Below are 21,292 nucleotides of genomic sequence, written 5' to 3' on the forward strand. Positions count from 1 at the left end.
TGACGGCGCGCAACCATGACGGATATCGAAATGCACCATTGCCAGAACTGCACGCTCACATATTGCCTAGGCAATGTACTATCCAGACCAATGCCAATCATGACCGCCCCCACCATGAAGAAGGACATCACCTCCTACGAGCAGCGCGCGCACGTCGGACGCTTGCTCCACCGAAGCGAGAGCCGGCTCGTAGTGGCATTGGACAAGGAACTGGAGCCGTTCGGGGTCACCGCCGCCCAATATGTGATTCTGGCCGCGCTGTGGTACGACCGCGCGGATACCGCGGCGCAGCTCTGCAAGGAATTGTCCTATACGCCGGGAGCCATGACCCGCATGATCGACCGGCTCGAGCAAAAGCGACTGGTGTGCCGCGTGCCGCACCCAGACAGCCGCCGAGCCAACAAGCTGGAGCTGACCGAGCCAGGAAGAGCGACATTTCCCGAGCTGCTGGCGGCGTCGACGACCGTCATCGACCGCTATTTCGGCGGCTACAGCGCAAGCGAGCTGGCCCTGCTCGAGTCGATGCTCGAACGCATGCTGGCCCAGGAATAATTTTTTTGATCAATATATTGCCTAGGCAATAGTCAGCCATCGCACATGGCATCCAACGATGTGAACGCCGATGAAAACCCACCTGATCCCCAAGGAATCACGCAACGCTCCACACGCCCGGCAATGCAGCGCGACGCTCACCCTCGTCGGGGTGTCTTTGGTATGCGCGATGCTGGGCGGTTGCGCCACCGCGCCGTCGATCGGCGTGCTGGGCGCGTACTTCCCTGACTGGCTGTTCTGCATCGTGGGCGCCATCGCCGGCACGGCAGTGCTCCACGCGATCTTGCGTGCGACGGGGCGCGTGCTGCCTTCCGGCACCCCCTTCCTGCCCCTGGCCTACGGCGCGCTGACGGTGGTCCTTGCGCTGACCGGGTGGCTGATTTTCTTCCAGAACTGATTCAAGCGTACGGAGCAAGGCCATGCCTGAAGACACTGCAAACCGAGTCCGCCATGGCCGTGCCCTGGCGATATTGCTGACCCTGGCGGCTATCGCGCTGACGATCGTGGTCGTCTGGCGGCTTGATACCGCGCCGCGCACCGACGATGCCTACGCCTATGCGGACACCATCAACGTGGCGCCGGAGGTCAGCGGCCGTATCGTCGAACTGGCCGTCAAGGACAACCAGGCCGTGAAACGCGGCGACGTGCTGTTCCGGCTCGACCCGCGCCCGTTCGAGGCGCAACTGGAGAAGGCGCGGGCCACGCTGACCGCGCTCGACCGCGAGATCGAGCTGACCCAGCGCTCCGTCAACGCGCAGAAGCTCGGTGCGGCCTCGGCCAGCGCCAGCGTCGAGCGCGCACGTGCGGCCGCCGAGCAGGCCAAAGACACGCTGGCACGCATGGAGCCGCTGCTGGGCAGCGAATACGTGGCCGCGGAACAGGTCGACCAGGCACGCACTGCCCGCCGCTCCGCGCAGGCGCAATTGAATGCCGCCGTGCTGGATGCGCAGCGCGCCACCGCCGGCATCAGCGGTGTCGACGCGCTGGTCGCCAAGCGCGACGTGGTGCGGGCGGAAATCGCGCTGGCCGAACTCAATCTGGAATACGCGACCGTGCGCGCACCGTTCGACGGCATTGTGGTCAACCTCAAGACCTCGGCCGGTCAATTCGCCGGTGCGGGCCATCCCATATTCACGCTGGCCAACACCACGCGCTGGTATGTGGTGGCGAATTTCCGCGAATCCGACCTGGCAAATATCAGGCCCGGCGAGAAGACGCAGGTCTACGTCCTGGGCCAGGCGGACAAGCGCTTTCGCGGCGTGGTGGAATCGGTTGGCTACGGAGTGTTCCCCGACGATGGTGGCGCCGACGCCGGCGGCCTGCCGCACGTGCCCCGATCGATCAACTGGGTGCGCGTGGCCCAGCGCTTCCCGGTCCGCATCCTGGTTGAAAAGCCCGACCCGGTCGTCTTTCGTATCGGCGCCTCGGCCGTGGCGATCCTGACGCCGGACGCGTGATCTCTGCTATCCCATCACGAGCAATGCCATGAATATGCAAGCAGCCGATCACCAGCGCGAGGTCCTTGCCTCCGTACTGGCAGTAATGCCCGCATGGCTTCGCGCCGAGTTGGCGCCGTTTCCCGGGCGCGTGGAGGCGTTATGGCGCTTCCTGCTGAGCACCACGCTCGTCGTCGTGATATCGATGGCCTTGCAGGTGCCTTTCCTGCCGCTCTCGCTGGTCATGGTGTTCTTCACCGCGCAGGAAAATACCGTGCTGACCCGGCTGTCCGGCATCGTCATGCTGATCGGCACGACCATCGCGGTGGTCGCCGGCCTGCTGCTGTTGAAATTCACCGTCAACTATCCGCTGCTGCGAATTCTCGCCGCCTGCGCGCTCGCGTTCTGCGGCATGTATTTCATGCGCATCAGCAAGCTGGGCGCAATGGGTTACCTGCTCGCGCTCTTCGTCTTTTATTTCCAGAGCTTCGTCGACCAGTCCATGAGTCCCGAGGCGCTGGTCCGCGCGCTGCTGTGGGTATGGATCGCGATCACGTATCCGATCCTGCTGACAATCACGGTCAACTTCCTGTTCCTGCCGAGCCGCCCTGCCCGCCTGCTGACCGAGGAGATGCGCCGCCAGATCGATCACGTACTCGCGCAACTTGAGGCCCACCGCACCCATACGGCCGCTCGGCCGCTCGGCACGGAATCCGTTGCGCGAGCCGTGCTGCTGCTGCATCGTCACCTGGCCTTTGCGGTCCAGGGCGACCAGGCATGGCAGCGCGACCGTGCGTATCACCTTGCGCGCGTCGCGGCCATCGACCGCCTGCATACCGCAGCCTCGCACCTGTCGAGGCTGCCGTTGACCGCACTCTCGCCGGAGCAAGCCGAACAGATCGTCGCGTTGCAGTCGCACTGCCGGGCGTTGCGCACGTCGCTTGCCGATGACACGCCATTCACTTGCGACCCGGACCTTGCCGGCACCCGGCCGGTTGCTGGCCCGCTCGACACCGTGCTGCGCGAAATGGGACATGCACTGCAGGCAATCGGCGAAGCCGAATTGCTGCCGGCGGCCGCGCCACAGAGCAAAGAGGGATGGATTGCCCGCGATGCCTTCACCAACGGGGCATATGGCCGCTTCGCGCTGAAGACCGTGCTGGGGGCCGTGCTTTGCTATGTGTTCTATACCGCGGTCCAATGGCCCGGCATCCATACCTCGATGCTGACCTGCTTCATCCTTGCGCTGCCAAGCCTCGGCGCGACCTCGCACAAAGGACTGACGCGCGTTGTTGGCTGCGCGCTGGGCAGCGTCGTGGCCCTGGCGGCGGCCGTCTTCATCATGCCGCACCTCGATACCATCACGGGGCTGCTGGCAGTGACGCTGCCGGTGATCGCCATTGGCGCCTGGATCGCCGCCGGCTCGCCGCGCACTAACTACATCGGTGTCCAGTTCGTCTTTGCCTTTGCACTGTCGCAGCTTGGCCGTTTCGGGCCGACCACGGACCTGACCGAGATCCGCGACCGCATGATCGGCATCCTGATCGGTGTCGGGGTGTCGATCGCCATCTCGACCGTGCTCTGGCCTGAGCGCGAAGGCGATGCGCTCATGCGCCTGCTGGCGCGGCTGCTGCGCAGCGTCGCCGACCTGGCACGCGCCGGGCAAGCCGCAGACCGCCGGACCCGGCGCGATGCCATCGACAAGGCCCGCCTGCGCGGCTGGTCGCTGCTGACGCAGAACAAGGAAATGCAGGCACGCGTGGCGCTGGAACCGGGCTGGCAGTACGCGCACGACGCTGTTACGCCCGAAGTCACTACGGCCCTGGCGCAAACGCAGGAGATCCTTTTCGCGGTCAACTGGCTCCATGCCCAGGTGGAAAGCGCGGGGCCGGTCCTGCCGCATGCGACTGCCGATGCGTTCCGGGCCTGGCTCGAGCACGTTGCAGTGCGGCTGGAACGTATCGCTGGCCAATTCGAACATCCCGACGAACCGGCGTGGCATGCAACCGACGTGATCCCTGCCCTGCCTGCCGACATCATCGGCGCCGGTGCGGCATCGACTGGATCACTGGATGAAATCCTGCAGGCCGCGCGCGTGCTCGACGAGCGCATCGCACAACTCGACCGCTGCCCGCCGGCGCCGGTCCATTGACTGACGAGGGGACCATGAACCGCACAACGCATCGCTCAAGGCAACATCATTTCGCCACACGGCTTGCCGCGACCGCGGCAGCCATCTCGCTGCTACTGGCCACCGCCGGCTGCGCGCTGATTCGCGAGGACACGGCCCCGGCGGCACAGATCCCCGCCGAACAGATCCGCATGGCGCAGGACGCCGAGCTCCCGCAGGCCGACTGGCCGTCCGCGCAATGGTGGAAGGCCTGCAACGACGACCAGCTCGATGCGCTGGTGGATCGCGCATTGCGGGATTCGCCCACGATGGCGGTGGCCACGGCGCGTGTCGACGCCAGCCGCGCGCAGGCGAAACTGGTCGATGCATCGACCGGGCTGCTGGTCGGACTGTCCGCATCGGTCAACCGCCAGAGCGTGTCGGAGAACGGCTTCCTCGGGCCTTTCGCCCACACCAACCCTGCGCTGGGCACCACGGGTCCGTGGTACACCGAAGGCACCATCGGCCTGGGTGCCACATACTCGGTCGACCTCTGGGGCAAAGACCGGTCTCGCGTCAATGCCGCGATGGGCGTAGCGCGGGCCCGCCAGGCCGAGGCTGCGCAGGCGGCTCTGGTGCTGTCGTCGCAGGTGGTCCGCGTCTACTACGAGATCCAGACCACCTATGCCCTGCACGACCTGCTGGTGAAGGCACGGGACATCCGGCAGGAACAGCTGGAGGCCAGCCAGGCCCGCACCACGCGCGGCCTGGTGGCTCGCACACAGGTGGCAGGCGCCGAGGCCCAGCGTCTCCAACTCGACCAGCAGATCGACTCCGCGCAGACGCGCATTCGCACGCTGCATGAAATGCTGCGACAGTTGACGGGCGCCGGGCCGGACGGCTTGCCCGCGATCACGCAACGGCCGCTGCCGGACGGCGCCGCTGGCGTGCCGGCCTCGCTTGGCTATGAACTGCTCGCCCGCCGGCCGGACCTGCAGGCGATGCGCTGGTACGTGCAGTCGTCGATGGATCAGATCGACGCGGCGAGGGCAGCGTTCTATCCGAGCTTCGATATTCGCGCGTTCATCGGGCTGGACTCGCTGCACATGTCCGATCTGCTGCGCAAAGCGAGCCGCCAGGTCAACCTGATCCCAGGACTGAGTCTGCCGATCTTCGACAGCGGACGGCTAAATGCCAACCTCGCTGCGACGCGCTCCCAGAGCAATCTGCTGATCGCCCAGTACAACGAGTCGGTATTGAATGCCGTGCGTGAAGTCGCACAGGCCGGCCTTGAACTGGACAGCCTGGACCACCAGCAGACATTGCAGGCAGGCAAGCTGAAGGCAGCGGTCTTTGCCTCCGACAGCGCCGCCGCCCAATATCGGCAGGGCCTGCTCGACAAGGCCACCGCGCGAGAGGCCATGCTGCCAGTACTGATGGAGCAAAGCCAGGCCGTCGAGATCCGCAGCCGGCATCTCCAGGCGGCAGTCACGCTGTCGACGGTGCTGGGAGGCGGCTACATTGCGCAGGGTGAGGGCAAAGATCGCGAGGCGAAGCCTGACTGACAACCGGCACGACCGCTTCCTTGTGCAGTGCGATCACGCGGAACGGGCGAAAGCCCTCCCACGGCCTGCGCTGGATATCGAAGGCAGCCTCGCGCTCCACGCGGCAGCGGTAGGACCGCAGCGGCGACGAGTGCGTTGGCGGGCGCGCCCCCTTCTGCTAGCCGCATAGAGGGTGGCAAGCAATTTTGGCGATTAATTGCATTTTCAGGAGGTCGATTTCAACGTTTCAAACTGTTATTGAAGCTCATCATCCGTGCAAGCCACTGGCTGCCGTCCATAACTGGCTCTGTTTCCCCACAATATCTCCGCTCTCGCAGGCAGGCGAAACCCAACAATCGAGCGTGCCCGGTTTCAAGCACCACATCGGCTGCCAACCTCCACCCTTGCGCGGCAGTTTGGTTTTAGCAAGGCTCCAGAAACTGTTGCACTGGGTCACCGTCGATCGACGACGGCGCAAGACCTGACACCTTAACAATGCGCTGCCAGCGCTCCAGTTCAGTCTCCACCCGTCTTGCGAGCAGTTCAGGACCGCCCGGCTCGGGGGCTGCGCCGTAACTCTCGAAGCCCGCTTTGACCTCTGGATCCCGTAGGACTTCGGCCAAGGCGCCATTGAGCTGTTCCACCATCGCGGCAGCGGTTCCCGCGGGGGCAAACAGACCATACCACTGAGTCAATTCCATGCCCCTAACGCCCAACTCCGCAAGCGTCGGTACTTCTGGCAGCACTGGCAGGCGTTTTGGTCCGGCGACTGCCAGGGCTCGCAACTGACCGGCACCCACTGGCCGATATGCTGTCAGCAGGCTGGCAAACATAACCTGTGTCCGTCCGTCAATGGTCGACGCGATGGCTGGCGCAGCGCCTTCGAAGGTAGTACTGCGCATCGAAGTACCAGTGGCCAGTTGGAAAAGCTCTGCGGCAAAGTGCGGCGGTGTACCGTCCCCTGCGGACGCGTAGCGAAACCTTCCAGGCTCGCGCTTCATGTGGGCGACCAGCGTACCCAGATCAAGCGGCGTTTGCATTGGATTCGCCACCAACAATATTGGGGACGATCCTATAAGCCCGACCGGAGAAAAAGAGGAAACCGGATCGTACCCGACGGGTTGCAGGGCCGGATTCATCGAATGAGTTCCAATATAGCCGAGCAAGAGCGTCTGACCATCGGGTTCTGCCCGCGCCACGAACTCGCAGGCAATGCCGCCGTTGGCACCGGGACGGTTATCGATGATGACATCATGTCCCAGCAGTCGTCCAAGCCTGGGGCCAATAAGGTGCGCCACAAGATCGTTGCCACCCCCGGCACGGGTAGGTACGATGATCCGCAGTGAATGCCGAGACGAAGCCTGCTTTACTCGGCTGCCTTCCGGCCGCGAGAAGACATAATCGGGCAGATGGAGCTGGCCTTCTATGATCTTGCGTGCCGTTCGAACGAGGGCCGCTCTTGTTACAGTAGCCGCAGCGCCCTCCCCCTCCAATTCCACCTCCACTTCGATCCGTCCCGCTGGGTGCAAGACGACAAGTGCGTGGCGGCCGGGCAATCGGGTCAATTGGCTAGCAACCGTCCCCGGTAGCGCGAATGCGCTGGCAACGCCGATGGCGCCGGTGACGGCATGCGACGCATGACATTTGCGAGGCGTAAAGTAGCGCGACGTAATACTGTCCGGTGAATCGCCAGGACTGACCAGGACTGGCTTTGGAATAACGCTGTCCGAGACATCGCCCAGGCCCATCAATTCCCCAGCCTGCAAGCGCAGCGCTTCCAGACGCGCAAGCAGTGTCGGGTCATTGTCGAGCGTGGCCGGCGCCTCGCGTCCACTGACACCGAGGTCGCGTGCCCGGACGAGCATCAATGGCATCGCCGCATCGATACAAGTCACTTCGACGCCGTCAATCAGATCAACGCGGCTGCCCGTCGGAAAGACCTTTCCGGTCACTGCGCCCCACGCATCGACGAAATCGAGCAGGATGGGTGAACCAGTCCCCGCAACGCCATCGATTCGAGTGTCGCCGTCATAGGTGACCCGACCGTCAGGCGTGCGGACCGTCACATCGATACGTGACCCCGTATTGACGTTGTGAACGCGCACGCGGGTTGAGCCGAGTTGGGCGGCAACCAGTCCTTGCTCGATCGCAAAGGGGGCGACTCCGGAAAGCATATTGCCGCAGTTCGGCCGGGTGTCCACCGAGGAGTTGCCCACTCCTACCTGTACGAACAGGTAGTCAAGGTCACAGCCGGGTTGCGTGGATCGCGAAACAATCGCCACCTTGCTGTTCAGCGTGCTACCGCCGCCCACCCCGTCCAGTTGAAGCGGGTCGGAGGCACCGATGGCACCGATCAACGCCTGGTCACGAGCCTCTACGCTTTCCGGCAGCCACTCTCGCAGAAAGAACGGTCCGCGCGAGGTGCCGGCTCGCATCAGCACGCAAGGAATCGTCTTGCTCATCTCAGTCCGCCTTCAGTTTTGCCGCCTGCACTACTTTCTTCCACTTGACCTGTTCCTCCTGAATAAATGTTCGCATCTGGGCCGTGGACATGGCCGTAACCTCTGCGCCCTGTCCCTCCAAACGCTGGACAACAGTCTTGTCCTTTAACGCCTGGTTTAATGCCTTGTTCAGTGCCTCTACGACGGGTGCTGGCGTGTTCGCGGGTGCGAAGATGGCGTACCACTGGGAGACATCGACGTCATTGATCCCTTGTTCCTTCAGCGTGGGCAACTCTGGCATCAGCGAAGAGCGCTTGCTGCCTGCAATCCCGACCGCCTTCAGCTTGCCGTTCTTCAACTGGGGCAATGCGGTGAAAAGACTCGGAAACATCACTTGCGTCTGCCCGGCAACTGTGTCATTAATCGCCGGAGCTGATCCCTTATACGGCACATGAAGCATCTCGGTGCCGGTCGAGAGTTTGAACATTTCCGCGGCAAAATGCGGAGCCGTTCCATTGCCCGCCGAGGCGTAACTGATCTTTCCTGGCGTTGCTTTGAGTAGCGTCACGACTCCCTTGGCATCGTTGGCCTTCAGGTTCGGATTGACGACCATCACTGTTGCCGAAGAACCAACCATGCCGACCGGTACAAAATCCTTAACGGGATCGTACCGAAGCTTCTGCAGAGCAGGATTCATGGCATGTGTCGCCACGTAGCCGAGTAGCAACGTGTAGCCGTCCGGTGGGGCACGCATGACAAACTCACTGGCAATCGCGCCGTTCGCCCCCGCTTTGTTGTCGACCACGATTGTCTGCTTGAGGATCGTCGACATTGCTTGGCCAACTACCCGCGCCATGGCGTCATTAGCGCCTCCCGCTGCAGTGGGCACTACCAGCGAAATTCTCTTTTCAGGGAACGCCCCGAAGGAGCTGGCGCTCCCAAGTGCTGCCGCGATCGCAATGCTGCACAGCAAAAATCGCTTGGATGATTGCATCTGTCTGCTCCATATGATGTGGTTTTAATGGTCGGCCTAGTGGAGCCGCCTCGGTATGTTCGTAGTTCCCCGTCATTTAGAGAATTGAATTTTTAGGATCAATTGATGCACAATGGGCATCAGTGATGACGCTCGGGAAAGTGCAATGACCATCAACTTCAACCTCAATGATTTGCAGGCATTTCGCGCCGTTGCCGAACTGAATAGCTTCCGCAAGGCGGCTAACTCCCTGAACGTCTCGCAGCCGGCCTTTAGCCGCCGCATAGACAAGCTTGAAGAGGCATTGGGAGTGCGCTTGCTCGACCGCACTACCCGCCGGGTGAGCCTGACGACCGTCGGCCGGGATTTCGACCGTAAGGTAAAGGAGATACTTGACGAACTGGATCAGGCACTGCTCGGCATACGCGGAGTGACGACGACGCGGATGGGGGAAGTGACTATTGCTTGCGTACCGTCGACGGTCTATTACTTCTTGCCGCAAGTCATCTCGCGCTACCATGCGCAGTATCCGAAGATTCGGGTAAAGATTCTGGATGCCAGCGCGAACGAGGTGCTGTCAGCGGTGTCGCGCAGTGAAGCAGATTTCGGCATCGATTTCGTGGGAGGCCAAGAGCCGGACATTGAATTCAGGCCCTTGCTGGAAGAACGCTTCGTTGCGGCCTGTCGTCGCGATCATCCACTGGCGCAGCGACGGCAAGTGACCTGGGCAGACCTCGCCGGCTACGACTACATTTCGGTCAGCAAAGCTTCCGGCAACCGGCTGCTCCTCGATCAGGCGCTATCCAACGTGTCAGGATTGCCGCAGAGTATCTATGAGACACAGCACGTCACCACGACCTTGGGCCTGGTCGAAGCCGGCCTTGGCATCGCAGCGGTGCCATCGATCGCCATGCCAGGTCCAGACCATCCGCTTCTAGTTAGTGTTCCACTAACCGACCCGGTCGTGACGCGCAAAATTGGGTTAATACGCCGCAAGAGCCGATCCTTAACACCTGCCGCGCAGCAGCTCTACGACTTCCTTTGCGAAACACGACCAAGACGTGGCGCGCCCGCCGGCAAACGGCGTGGCAAATAGTATTTTGGCCAGCGGCATGCCGGCAGGCCGGCATGCTCGTCTTGGCAGTGCGTGTTAGCGCCGGCTAGCCAGTACCCTGTCGACCATTACGCCGGCTTGGCCAACATTGTTGCGTGGATCGCACATGGCCTCGAGTTGTGCGCGTGACACGTGGCTGCTTACTTCCGGATGTGCCGCGAGGATGTCGATCAACGGTCGGTTGTTGGCAATGGCCTCGCGGCAAAGGTCATAGACCAGATCGTGCGCGTATTCGCGCCCAATATATGGTCCCAGGCCCATCATCACCGCCTCAGACATAACCAGCCCGTTTGTCATGTCGATATTCGCGCGCATGCGAGCCGCGTCCACTTCCAAGCCCTGCAACACGAACTTCGCCTGCTTCAGGGCACCGGAAATCAGGCAAAAGATCTCCGGTAGGGATACCCATTCGATCTCCCACGGGCCTGTTGAACGCTCGTGGTCAGCCACCATCGCATCCATCAGGGCCGCCGCGTGCTGCCGTGCAACCGAGATGTTGGCGTGGATGTACAGGCACGAAATCGGGTTGCGCTTCTGCGGCATGGTTGATGAAGAGCCGCGCCCCGGCGCAAAGGGTTCGAACACCTCGGCAACTTCGGTCTGCATCATGAGCTTCACGTCCATGGCGATCTTGCCGAGCGAGCCGCCGACGAGTCCGAGAAACGCGCCCACTTCGGCAATCGTATCGCGCACCGTGTGCCAGGAGATCAGTGGCTGCGCCAGCCCAAGTTCCTTCATCAACGCAGCCTGGGTTTCCATGGCTCCCGTCTGCAACGAGGAAAGCGTACCGGATGCGCCGCCGAACTCACCCATCAGCACTCGCGGCTTCAACTGCTGCAGCCGCTCGCGGTGGCGCTCGATGCCGGCAAGGATGCTGGCCATCTTGTAGCCGAACGTAATAGGGGTGGCTTGCTGCAGGTTGGACCGACCGATCACAGGCGTGTCGCGGTACTGCTTCGCCAGCGTTGCAAGCGCGTCAGCGATGTCCTCGAGGTCCGACTCGATCAGTGCCAGGCCCTCGCGCATCTGCAACACCGCCGCTGTGTCGGTAATGTCCTGGGTGGTGGCGCCCCAATGGCAGAATTCGCCAAGCCCATCTCGGCAGTTCGCGTTGATCTGGTTGACCACCGCGATAATCGGATATCCGATCTGTTCGGTCTTTGCCTTGAGCTTAACCCAGTCAATTTTGGAAAGTTCGCAATTCTTGACGATCTCGTCGGCCGCTTCCTGCGGGATGATGCCAAGCTCACCTTGCACTTTTGCCAACGCGCGCTCGATGTCCAGGTATTTAGCCGTGCGGTTTTCATCGGACCACACTTCGCGCATGCGCGCGTCGCTAAACATGTCGCCAAAAATGCGGGAATCAATGATGGTGGAAGCCATAGGTTACGTCTCCGTTAGGTCACATGTATGGTGCGCTAGGCCAGGCGTTACACAACGCTATCAGCGCGCATCACGGCGATTTCGTCGGAGGCATATCCAAGCTCCGCGAGAATTGTGTCGGTGTGCTGACCAAGTGCCGGTATCGGATCCATACGCGGCCCTTCGTTCCAGGTCCCCGGGGGCAAGAGAGCGGGCAGCATGCCCTTGGGCGAGTCGACTTCAGTCCAGCGGCCGCGCGCCTTGAGTTGAGCATGCTCCCACACCCCCTGCATGTCATTGACGCTGGCATTAGCGATCTGGGCTAACTCCAGTCGCTGCACCACTTGAGCACCGCTTAGAGGCAAAAAGGCATCTACGATGATCTGCCTCAGAGCAGTGCGCTCGGCCACGCGTCTGGAGTTTGAGCTAAAGCGAGGATCTTCGATCAGTTCGGGCCGCTGGAGCACCGTGTTGCAGAAGCTTGCCCATTCCCGCTCGTTCTGCAACCCCAACATTACTGTCGCCCCATCGCCAGCCGGAAACGGTCCATAGGGGTAGATAGTGGCGTGGCTTGCGCCCGTGCGCTGCGGCGGCTGTGCCCCGTCAAACGCGTAGTAGAGAGGGTAACTATTCCATTCCGCCAGCGCCTCTAGCATGGAGATGTCAATACGTTGCCCTCGGCCCGTCTGATTGCGTTGTAACAGAGCGGCCAGAATGTTTGTGTAGGCATACATGCCGGCGGCAATATCGGCAATGGAAGGCCCAGCCTTGCAAGGCACGTCAGGCGTCCCCGTCACGGACAGAAATCCGGCTTCGCTCTGAACGAGAAGGTCATAGGCCTTCTTGTCGCGGTATGGTCCGGGATTCTCCGGGTTGTCGCCATAGCCCGAAATATCACACACAATGATTTGGGGCTTGACGGCGGAAAGCGTTTCGTAGCCGAGACCAAGCCGTGCTGCGGCGCCTGGTGCGAGGTTCTGAACCACCACGTCCGCCTTTTCCTCAATCAAACGCTGTAATACGCCAGCCGCGGCCGGGTGCTTGACATCGAGCGTCAGGCTTTCCTTCGAGCGGTTTGTCCAGACGAAATGCGAGGCCAGGCCACGGACCCGCTCATCATAACCACGGGCGAAATCGCCGACCCCAGGCCGCTCGATCTTAATAACTCGTGCACCCAGATCGGCAAGCTGCCGCGTGGCAAAAGGCGCCGCAATCGCGTGTTCAAATGTGACAACCGTGATGTCTTTGAGGGGTTGCATCAGGATCTTCCGTAAAGCGAAATCAGCGAAGGACTGCCGTGGCGTCCATGGTCAGCCAGCCCTCGTGGTCCGATGCCCACAAGCGAACTGTTTTGCCGTCAGACTGCGGTTGACCGCTGACCCGGAAGGGATGCAGGTCGAAGGTCGGGCGCACCGCACGGAATCGAAAGCTGGCGACCTCGGCCTGGGGCAATTCACGCTGCAGCAGATCCAGTAGCAACGTAGCAATCAGCGGGCCGTGGACAATCAAGCCGGGGTAGCCTTCGACCTCTGTCACGTAGCGGCGGTCATAGTGGATGCGATGCCCATTGAAAGTCAGGGCCGAATAGCGGAACAGCAAGACGTCGTCCGGAACAATTTGGCGCTGCCAAGCCGCTTCCGCGGGCGCCGCCTGGGGCATGACAGGTGCCTCGCCAGACTGCTGTGCCTCTCGGTAAACGATGTCGTGAAACTCCACTAACGCCGGTTCCGCAGTACCGATCACGCGGATCTCGTGACGCACTTTTACAAATACTAACTTCCCGGTCCGCCCCTCCTTGCTTGTAACATCGTCGATGATGGAGGTGCGCTGGATCTTGTCGCCCACCCGAAGTGGATGGCGAAACTCGAATTGGCCGCCTGCCCACATGCGGCGTGGCAATGGCACAGGGGGTAGAAATCCGCCGCGCTTGGCATGGCCATCGTGCCCAATTTCGCTTTGACGATGCATGGGTAAGAAATACAGCCAATGCCACAGTGGCGGCAATGGAGTGCCTGCTGTCTGCGCTGCTGCGGGGTAATCCAGCGTCGCACGCAGCGCTGCGATCGGCGCGGCAGTGACTGTGTCCTCCCACTGCTCGCTGCGTCCGATCCACGTCCTGGGGTCAACTGCCTGTTCGTCCACTGCTGGCTCCTTGCATTTGTGCTAGCCCGAATGCCCGTTCACGCGCGGGACCAGCGGAGTTAGATCAATTCGAAGAATAGTTGGGCACATTGAATCGCCGGCGCACCAGTTAGCCGCCTGGCAGAACAATGGAGCGCTCTAGAAGCGATGTCGCAAGCCGATGCCACCGCCGACTTTGCTGCCTTTCACTCCCATGAAGGTGGGCAGCGCATAGGCACCGTTGATGCGATTGAAATCAATTTCGGCGTAAATGTCGGTGCGCTTTGAAAGGTTGTAGTCCGCGACGCCGGTCACCATGATGCGGCTGCCGGAGGCATTGCGCTGGCGGTCGTAGTGCGACGCAACGGATAGCGTGAGAGCAGAGGTAGCCGCCACAGCGAAGCCGCCACTGAATACATCGTTTCGCGTCGGGCTCACATCGAATCGATTGTTGAGATAGCCGAAAGTTAGCTTGACTCCCCCATTGATAGTTGCCACCCACGCCCCAGACTTTTCTCGACTCGGGCGTGGTTAGGGCATTGGCCTGCTGCCAGAAACCACCGACGTCCACCGGTCCCTGCTTATAGCCAAGAGTTGCGCCGTAACTAGAGCTCGGCTTCATATGACCCGACACCTCGCCAAAGGTGTAATACGCTCCCGCAGATAGCCCTCCCCATTGTCCGAAGTATTTCGCCATATTGTCTTGGCGCGGTCCCGTATAGCCGTTAAAGATGGTGACTGCGTCCAGATTGGGGTGACCGTTAGGCTGAAAGCGGGAGGTCGCATCGTAGCCCGTGGTGAATTGCCGGCCGAACGTCAGCCTACCGAAGCGCTCGTGGTTCAATCCGACCCATGCCTGCCTTCCAAACAAACGCCCCTGACCGCCGGTGCTCTGCTGTCCATAGTTTGCCGTTGCGGTGCCTTGCTGCGATACGCCAGTCGAGGGATCAAAGCCACTCTCCAAATTGAAGATGGCGGACAATCCGCCTCCGAGCGCCTCGTTGCCCCGCATGCCCCAACGCGAACCGTTGAAATAGCCGTCGGTCAATGCAGCCAACTTATTGTCGCCCGCGTTATTGCTTGAGTAGCGAAGAGTGGTATCGATGATGCCGTACAGGCTTACTCCGGACGAAGTCTGTGCTTGCACAGTAGTGGTGATTGCAATCCCAAGGACCGCCCCGGCCGCCAACTTCCCATTTGACCGACTTTTCCGTTCTTGCTCGATGCCCATCCTATCTCCCCATTTCGGTCTATTTGTCGTCACCTTCCCCTGCCCCCGCGAACGGGAAAGGCGAATTGACGCCAGTTTGCAGAGACAACTCGCAGAGGGGAATTGCAATGTTTCGATGAATTGATGCATTGCTCGCATCAAAACAGGAGGGATTGTTGCCACGTAGAGTGAGGAGTTACCGCCATGAATTGACTGAAATGCGCGCAAGAGCTGGGGGCAAGGCGCACTGGCCCAGCCGTCGAGCTCCCACCAACGCATAGAGACGGATGGAATGAAGACGATCGTCATTGCCGGCGGCGGAACCGCCGGCCTTCAACTGGCGGGCCGGTATCCAGATCCTGCTGTCACCGGCGTCACAGAAGCCTCCTCGCCCGGGTGCATTGCCAGCAAGCACTGACCGAGCGCCCTCTCGCACCAGCCCCAGTCCAGCAGACATAGCCGGTGCCGACATTCGTCACGTCGCCCTGCTCGCCAACGGCTATCGCCGCAGCGGCAGCAATGGGGGCTTTCCCACCAGCAGGGGCAGCCTTGGCCGCTATGTTGGACCCATGCAAGGGCCGCTAACCTCAATAGCCGCGACAGCGGTCGATAACGTCCGCGAGCGGCTCACCCCGCTGATGTCGACGAACGTTCTCCAGCAGGATCGGCGCAGCCGATTCGGGCTGGGTCATGCTCGCCACATGGGGCGTCAGGAATACCCGCGGATGGGCCCAGAATGGATGCTCCGCAGGCAGAGGCTCAGGCTCGGTCACGTCGAGAATCGCGCGCGATAGCCGTCCCGAATCCAACGCCTCGAGCAGATTCGCATCGACCAGATGCGGACCGCGCCCGACATTGATCAGCGCCGCACCGGCAGGCAGCAGCGAAAACAGTTCGCGGTTCAGGATGCCCCTGGTGGCCGGCGCGAGCGGCAACAGGCAGATCAGCACGTCGCACCCTGCGAGAAAGGGTTGCAACTGATCCGGGCCGGCGAAACTCTCCACGCCCTCGATCTCACGCGGGGAGCGGTTCCATCCGCGCAGGTTGAAGCCGTAGCTCGCCAGGCGCTCCAGCACGGCACACCCCAACGCGCCCATGCCCATCACGCCGATCGTGAGGGCCGAGGCAGGCGGTACCTCCAACGGATCCCAGACGCGCGCCGCCTTCGCCGCCACGTAGTCGAAGAAGTCGCGATGCAGAGCCAGAACGGCCAGGCTGACATATTCCACCATGCCGTTGGTGATCCCTGGCTCGACCATCCTGACAATGGGAACGTGCTCGGACAACGCGGAAAAATCGACATGATCGACACCGGCTCCGGAGGAGAAGAACACCTTCAGCCGAGGCAGCTTGGCGATGAACTCCGCCGGTGCCTGCCAGGCGATCAGGTATTCGACCTCGGCGAGGTCGCCGGCATCGGGCCAGACACGAAAGTCGAGGTCGGGTGCGTGCTCGGCGAAGTAGCGCGCCCAAGCTGCAGCGCGAGGGGCATCTGATCGATAAAGAATACTCATACCAAAGGTCCTACCAGCCTCCTACCCAGCCATCGAACAGCCCCTCGGGAAGGGTGTCCTTGTTGGCGCCACGGAGAAAATCGAAGTCGCAGCCCAGATGAGCCTGCTCGATGTGTTGGTTATATAGATTGCGGTAGCCACGCACGTGCTGGGACGGCGGCGCCTGCCAGGCTTGGCGCCGACGTTCGAGTTCATCCGGTTCGACGCAGAGTTCCAGTCGCCGCGCGGCGACGTCGAGCTCGATGATGTCGCCGTCACGCACTAGAGCCAGCGGACCACCGATCGCAGCCTCGGGAGAAACATGCAGCACAGCGGCACCATAGGCGGTACCGCTCATTCGTGCATCCGAGATCCGTAGCATGTCGCGCACGCCGCGCTCCATCAGATGGCGCGGCAGAGGCAGCATGCCCCACTCCGGCATCGCCGCGCCCACGGGCCCGGCATTGCGCAGAATGAGCACGCTGTTCTCGTCGATGCCGAGTTCAGGGTTATCGATCTGGTCGGCGATCGTCTGTACGTCTTCGAACACCACCGCCGGGCCGCGATGGCGGAACAGCTTGGGATTCGCCGCACAGGTCTTCATCACCGCACCGTCCGGCGCCAGGTTGCCTTTGACCACGACCATCGTCTCGCCAGGCTTGACCGGTTTGTCCAGCGGGCGGATCACATCGCTATCGAAGACTTCCGCCGTCTCGAGAATCTCGCCGACCGTGCGGCCGTCGACGGTGCGCGCATCGAGATGCAGCAAGGGCCCGAGGGTCTTGAGCAGGGCCGGTACGCCGCCCGCGGCCATCAGTCGCTCAGTCAGGTGTTCACCGGCGGGCTGGACGTTGGCGATCAGAGGCACGCGCCTGGCGATCTCGTCGAAGCGCTCCAGAGTCAGCGGTACGCCGACGCGGCCGGCGAGCGCTAGCAGGTGGATGATGACGTTGGTCGACCCACCCACCGCGCACAGCAGGGTAATGGCATTGGCAAAGGCTCTCGCATCGAGAACCTCGCTCGGGCGGGGGCTGCCATCGGCGGCCATGCGCACGCTACGACGCCCCACCTCGCGGGCGAGCTGATGACGACGCCGGTCGACCGCCGGCACCAGGCTGCTACCGGGCAGCGACACACCCAGGGCCTCGCAGATGACCGCCATCGAAGAAGCGGTACCCATTTCTGCACAGTGGCCGGCCGTCCCCATCACACTTCGCTCGAACGCGGCAAAATCGCCTTCCGAGAGTTCTCCTGCACGCAGTTGGTCGACCAGACGCCAGACACCGGTAGCGTTCGCCAGATTTCCGCCAGTCGCCGAGCGGGGCGTGGCCGGCCCGCTGGCAAGGAATATGAACGGAACGCCAGCGCTGGCAGCCCCCATCAGGAGTGCCGGCTGCGTCTTGTCACATCCGCCGAGCAGCACCACCGCATCGAAGGGATAGCCGCGAATGGTCTCCTCGGCTTCCATCGCCAGGAGGTTGCGAAACGGGAAGGAGGTCGGCTTGATGATGTTCTCGCTGATCGACATCAACGGCACCTCGAACGGGATACCGCCTGCCTCGAGAATCCCGACTCTTACTTCTTCGGCAAGGGTGCGTAGATTGAGATTGCACGGGTTGATATCGGACCAGGTATTGAGAATGCCCACGACGGGGCGCTCCATCAGGTCTTCGCGGCTCCAGCCGGCGGTCGACAAGGTCGAGCGATGCACGAAGCCAGGCAGATCATCCTTGCGAAACCAGCGCGCGCTGCGCAGCGGCCGACCATTCTTAGTTTCGTTATCGCTCATGCGATCACCTTGTGGACCTATGTTCGGGAAAATTCGATAAGGCAGAGTTACCGCATGCCGGGGATACGGCACAACGTCGCACCGCCTCTTGCCGAGGCGGTGCGACGATTGCTGGTCAGAGGCCGACCAGACCGGCCAGCCCGCCGATATCGGCGATCTGGCGGTAGTTGTAGCAAGCGTTACCCGGCTGTTCATGACCACGGGCGACGAAGGCCTTGTTCTTGATCTTCATGTCTTCAGCCGGCATCAGGTCGTAGCGGAAGCTCGAAGAAACGTGCAGCACGTCTTCCGGACCGCAACCGAGGTGGTCGAGCATGTATTCGAAGGCCTGCAGGCGCGGCTTGTAGGCCTGGGCCTGTTGGGCAGTGAATACCTTGTGGAAAGGCACGCCCAGCTTGTCGACGTTGGACATGATCTGTGCGTCCATCGCGTTAGAGAAGATCACCAGCGGGATCTTGTCGGCGATCTTCGCCAGGCCGGCCGTCACGTCGGGATGCGGGCCCCAGGTCGGCACGGCGTTGTAGTAAAGCTGTCCTTCGCCGCGGTATTCCACGCCCCAGCGCTTGCACACGCGGGAGATGGCGGTATCGAGGATCTCGTCATAAGGACGCCAGTCACCCGTCACCTGATCCAGGCGATAAGCAGTGAAATCCTTGACGAACTGGTCCATCTGCTCAGGGGCAACGCGATCGGCGAACAGCTCGCGGGTCAGCGGACCCATCTGGAAGTTGGTCAGCGTGCCGTAGCAGTCGAAGGTGATGTATTTAGGGCGCATGAAGCTCATTTGGGCAGTCCTGAAAGTTCGTTGATAAGAGCGGTGATCCGTCGCAGCACCACGACTTCATTACAGCACGGTGAAACCAGCATATGACGTTGAAAGTTCGAGCCACTCGATACAAAGACACAATTATTCGAGCCCCCCTCAGCAGACTCTGCGGAACGCCCTCTAGCCCTCTAGCTCATGCGGCTATACGCAATTGTCCCCATCGTCGACGGCTCGTGCGGTACCAGTCAATAAGCTCAATCGCATCATCCAGGCTGGCTTCGCTGCGACTTGTCAGGCCGCGCCACTCGATTGGCTTGACGCCGGCAGGTGCATCAAATTCACGGGCGATGATGCTCGTCGCCGCGACCGTCTTGCCCTTACCTGCTGGCAGGTCAACCCGTTGCACCCAGAGTTTCTGACGCACGGTGCGGGTTTTGATGCCATGGCGCGATCCGATCGTGAAAGCGATCTCGCAAATGGACTCGCTGATGGTGCGTTGCCACAGCTTCTCGCCCTTCATCTGAGCGGATTGGTGCCCGGTGGCTGAGGCTGGCCGGGATCGTGCCGGCCTATTTCTGAACGCTCCCCCTAAGCTTCGCACGCCGACGTTCGGACTGGTGCAGCCGCTTGAGAATGCCATCGAACGATTCAAGTTGCCGATGGATCTCCTCAGGCCCGTTCTCAACCAGAAACGCGCGGAATGCGGACGCGACCGGCGGCAATCGGACAGCCGGCAGGTGCGCCACATACCAGTCGCGCTCCAGCGGATTGCCTGCCAGCGGCAGCACATCGATCAGCCCCGCTTCGAACTCCAGCGTGCAGGCGTGCAACGACAGGAACGCGATGCCCAGCCCCGCCGAGACCATGCGCTTGATCGCCGCATTGCTGGACAGCTCGGATCCATGCGGCAAGCGCAGCCCCGCCTCGCGGAACAGTCGCTCGACGGTATCGCGCGTGCCTGAGCCGCGCTCGCGGACCAGCAGGTTTTCCGTCAGCAGATCCCGCAGCGTGTTGTGCCGCCGTGACATCAATGGGTGGTCGGGTGCGGCAATGAAGGCCATCGGATGCTTGGCAAAGGCGACCGCATTCGTCCTGAGCTCGGAAGGCGGGCGGCCGATGATTGCAAGATCAATCTCGTGCATTCCCAGCATGCGGACGATCTCTTCCCGGTTGCCGACCCGTAGCACGATCTTCACATCCGGATTGCATTGGGTGAACGCCACCAGCATCTGGGGAAGCAAATACTCAGCGGTGGTGATTGCGCCGACGCGAAGGGTCCCCGCGATGCCGCCGCGCAAGGCAGCCACTTCCTCCACCGCGTCGCGCCATAGCTTGAGTATCTGGCTGGCGTAGCCTGCCATCACCTCTCCGGCGGGCGTCATCAGCAAGCCGCGGCCGGAACGCTGCACCAGCGGTGTGCCCGTGGCTTCTTCGAGCAGCCGCAATTGCAGCGAAACCGTGGGCTGGGTCAGGTGCAATTCTTCGGCTGCCCGGGATACGCCGCCGAGGCGCGCGACCGCGTCGATCGCATTGAGCTGCCGGAAGGTGGTGGTCTTATTCATAGAAGAAAACCTATCGGTCGGATATGTTTCTTAATTATTCAATATGATTTTTCCCGCGTACAGTGCAACCGACAACCCTTATCTAGCCAGCCCTTCGCCTTCTGCGAAACCAACGGAGTTCACCATGTCGATCGAATTGCTGATTGTTTCCGCCGACCATGTACTGTTCCAGGCCAAGGCGCAACATGCGGCCGGCTTGGCAGCGGCCACCCATGCCCGGTCGGAAGCGGCGCCTGCCAGCGCAATTAGCGAAGACTTCTGCGCGGCGTATCAGGAGGCGTTCGTTCAGGCAAGCACGGGAGCAAAACTATCCGTGCGCCGGCAAACCGAACAGCTGATGCGCGAGACCGAGCAAGCCGGGGCCAGGCTTGCCATCGTAACCATGATGTCATCACGCATGCTGAGCGCCCTACTTGACCGTTATGACCAGCCCGCCTGTACCGATCGCTTTGCCGTGACTGCCACGGCGGATTCGCTTGGCCACGGCCGCGGCCATGCAGACCTGCTGCGGCTCGTCCTCCATGCCGTTGACGTTCCTGCCGATCGCGCGCTGTTCGTCGGTGCGAATGCCGGTGAAGCCAGTGCTGCCGCCACGCTTGGCATGCCATCGATGTGGCTGCACGACGACATGGCGCAGGCATGGCAGCAGGACGAGGGCGCAACCATCCTTTCCGACGCGCCCACCGCGTCGTGGCCATCGTTCGACGACATCGAGATGCGATTCACGCAAGGCGCACTGGCCCAGACGTGGCGCTACACGCGCCTAAGGACGTTGGCCGCCCCGGCATGAGCCGGCGTGGCACCACCAAACGCATAGAG

General features: G+C 61.9%; 17 protein-coding genes and 2 pseudogenes. 8 read left to right on the forward strand and 11 right to left on the reverse strand.

Features of this window, described 5'->3' with window-relative positions:
- Nucleotides 1-99: 99 nt before the first annotated feature.
- The 5 genes from E1J61_RS04250 to E1J61_RS04270 all read left to right on the forward strand — a co-directional run bounded on the left by E1J61_RS04250 (nucleotide 100) and on the right by E1J61_RS04270 (nucleotide 5,663).
- Nucleotides 100-552: a MarR family winged helix-turn-helix transcriptional regulator gene (locus tag E1J61_RS04250; RefSeq protein ID WP_165971418.1), complete on the forward strand. Its 453-nt coding sequence runs from the start codon at nucleotides 100-102 to the stop codon at nucleotides 550-552.
- Nucleotides 553-622: 70 nt separating this feature from the next.
- Complete coding sequence (locus E1J61_RS04255; RefSeq protein WP_243736767.1) at nucleotides 623-949, forward strand: YtcA family lipoprotein; 327 nt, start codon at nucleotides 623-625, stop codon at nucleotides 947-949.
- 22 nt (nucleotides 950-971) lie between these two features.
- Nucleotides 972-2,009, forward strand: coding sequence for a multidrug transporter subunit MdtN (mdtN, locus tag E1J61_RS04260; RefSeq protein WP_133092869.1), 1,038 nt, complete (start codon nucleotides 972-974; stop codon nucleotides 2,007-2,009).
- Between the two features lie 28 nt (nucleotides 2,010-2,037).
- Complete coding sequence (locus E1J61_RS04265) at nucleotides 2,038-4,140, forward strand: FUSC family protein (RefSeq protein WP_133092870.1); 2,103 nt, start codon at nucleotides 2,038-2,040, stop codon at nucleotides 4,138-4,140.
- 14 nt (nucleotides 4,141-4,154) lie between these two features.
- Complete coding sequence (locus tag E1J61_RS04270) at nucleotides 4,155-5,663, forward strand: efflux transporter outer membrane subunit (protein ID WP_133092871.1); 1,509 nt, start codon at nucleotides 4,155-4,157, stop codon at nucleotides 5,661-5,663.
- Between the two features lie 401 nt (nucleotides 5,664-6,064).
- Here the strand turns inward: E1J61_RS04270 and E1J61_RS04275 are convergent, their stop codons facing one another.
- Both E1J61_RS04275 and E1J61_RS04280 read right to left on the reverse strand, forming a co-directional pair.
- The gene (locus E1J61_RS04275; protein ID WP_133092872.1) at nucleotides 6,065-8,104 is read right to left on the reverse strand and encodes a 4-oxalomesaconate tautomerase; all 2,040 of its coding nucleotides are present in this window, start codon (nucleotides 8,102-8,104) and stop codon (nucleotides 6,065-6,067) included.
- Nucleotide 8,105: 1 nt separating this feature from the next.
- Entirely contained in the window at nucleotides 8,106-9,077 is a 972-nt protein-coding gene (locus tag E1J61_RS04280) for a tripartite tricarboxylate transporter substrate binding protein (RefSeq protein WP_133092873.1), read from the reverse strand.
- A gap of 145 nt (nucleotides 9,078-9,222) precedes the next feature.
- Here E1J61_RS04280 and E1J61_RS04285 point away from each other — a divergent pair, with 145 nt between their 5' ends.
- Entirely contained in the window at nucleotides 9,223-10,152 is a 930-nt protein-coding gene (locus E1J61_RS04285) for a LysR family transcriptional regulator (protein WP_133092874.1), read from the forward strand.
- Nucleotides 10,153-10,206: 54 nt separating this feature from the next.
- Here E1J61_RS04285 and E1J61_RS04290 read toward each other — a convergent pair whose 3' ends face one another.
- The 4 genes and pseudogenes from E1J61_RS04290 to E1J61_RS38785 all read right to left on the reverse strand — a co-directional run bounded on the left by E1J61_RS04290 (nucleotide 10,207) and on the right by E1J61_RS38785 (nucleotide 15,172).
- The gene (locus tag E1J61_RS04290; protein ID WP_133092875.1) at nucleotides 10,207-11,553 is read right to left on the reverse strand and encodes an adenylosuccinate lyase family protein; all 1,347 of its coding nucleotides are present in this window, start codon (nucleotides 11,551-11,553) and stop codon (nucleotides 10,207-10,209) included.
- A gap of 47 nt (nucleotides 11,554-11,600) precedes the next feature.
- Nucleotides 11,601-12,791, reverse strand: a complete 1,191-nt coding sequence (locus tag E1J61_RS04295) for a CaiB/BaiF CoA-transferase family protein (RefSeq protein ID WP_133092876.1) — start codon at nucleotides 12,789-12,791, stop codon at nucleotides 11,601-11,603.
- Between the two features lie 22 nt (nucleotides 12,792-12,813).
- Nucleotides 12,814-13,674 carry a MaoC family dehydratase N-terminal domain-containing protein gene (locus tag E1J61_RS04300; RefSeq protein ID WP_133092877.1) on the reverse strand — a complete coding sequence of 287 codons (861 nt, stop codon included), beginning with the start codon at nucleotides 13,672-13,674 and terminating at the stop codon, nucleotides 12,814-12,816.
- A gap of 138 nt (nucleotides 13,675-13,812) precedes the next feature.
- Nucleotides 13,813-15,172: pseudogene (locus E1J61_RS38785) on the reverse strand (porin).
- Here E1J61_RS38785 and E1J61_RS38625 point away from each other — a divergent pair.
- Entirely contained in the window at nucleotides 15,156-15,281 is a 126-nt protein-coding gene (locus E1J61_RS38625) for a hypothetical protein (protein ID WP_256376124.1), read from the forward strand. The pseudogene E1J61_RS38785 and the gene E1J61_RS38625 sit on opposite strands and share 17 nt — an antisense overlap.
- A 169-nt stretch (nucleotides 15,282-15,450) precedes the next feature.
- Here E1J61_RS38625 and E1J61_RS04310 read toward each other — a convergent pair whose 3' ends face one another.
- The 5 genes and pseudogenes from E1J61_RS04310 to E1J61_RS04330 all read right to left on the reverse strand — a co-directional run bounded on the left by E1J61_RS04310 (nucleotide 15,451) and on the right by E1J61_RS04330 (nucleotide 20,473).
- Nucleotides 15,451-16,377 carry a glyoxylate/hydroxypyruvate reductase A gene (locus tag E1J61_RS04310; protein WP_133092878.1) on the reverse strand — a complete coding sequence of 309 codons (927 nt, stop codon included), beginning with the start codon at nucleotides 16,375-16,377 and terminating at the stop codon, nucleotides 15,451-15,453.
- Between the two features lie 10 nt (nucleotides 16,378-16,387).
- Nucleotides 16,388-18,145 (reverse strand): dihydroxy-acid dehydratase, encoded by a 1,758-nt coding sequence (locus tag E1J61_RS04315; protein ID WP_133092879.1) that lies wholly within the window; start codon nucleotides 18,143-18,145, stop codon nucleotides 16,388-16,390.
- A gap of 115 nt (nucleotides 18,146-18,260) precedes the next feature.
- Nucleotides 18,261-18,929 (reverse strand): haloacid dehalogenase type II, encoded by a 669-nt coding sequence (locus E1J61_RS04320; RefSeq protein WP_133092880.1) that lies wholly within the window; start codon nucleotides 18,927-18,929, stop codon nucleotides 18,261-18,263.
- A 199-nt stretch (nucleotides 18,930-19,128) separates the two neighbouring features.
- Nucleotides 19,129-19,425: pseudogene (locus tag E1J61_RS04325) on the reverse strand (IS4 family transposase); the annotation flags it as partial.
- 55 nt (nucleotides 19,426-19,480) lie between these two features.
- Complete coding sequence (locus E1J61_RS04330) at nucleotides 19,481-20,473, reverse strand: LysR family transcriptional regulator (RefSeq protein WP_133092882.1); 993 nt, start codon at nucleotides 20,471-20,473, stop codon at nucleotides 19,481-19,483.
- Nucleotides 20,474-20,597: 124 nt separating this feature from the next.
- Here E1J61_RS04330 and E1J61_RS37310 point away from each other — a divergent pair, with 124 nt between their 5' ends.
- Nucleotides 20,598-21,263 carry an HAD family hydrolase gene (locus E1J61_RS37310; RefSeq protein ID WP_165971419.1) on the forward strand — a complete coding sequence of 222 codons (666 nt, stop codon included), beginning with the start codon at nucleotides 20,598-20,600 and terminating at the stop codon, nucleotides 21,261-21,263.
- Nucleotides 21,264-21,292: the final 29 nt, after the last annotated feature.

The organism is Cupriavidus sp. L7L, from assembly GCF_004353535.1.
GTDB lineage: Bacteria > Pseudomonadota > Gammaproteobacteria > Burkholderiales > Burkholderiaceae > Cupriavidus > Cupriavidus oxalaticus_A.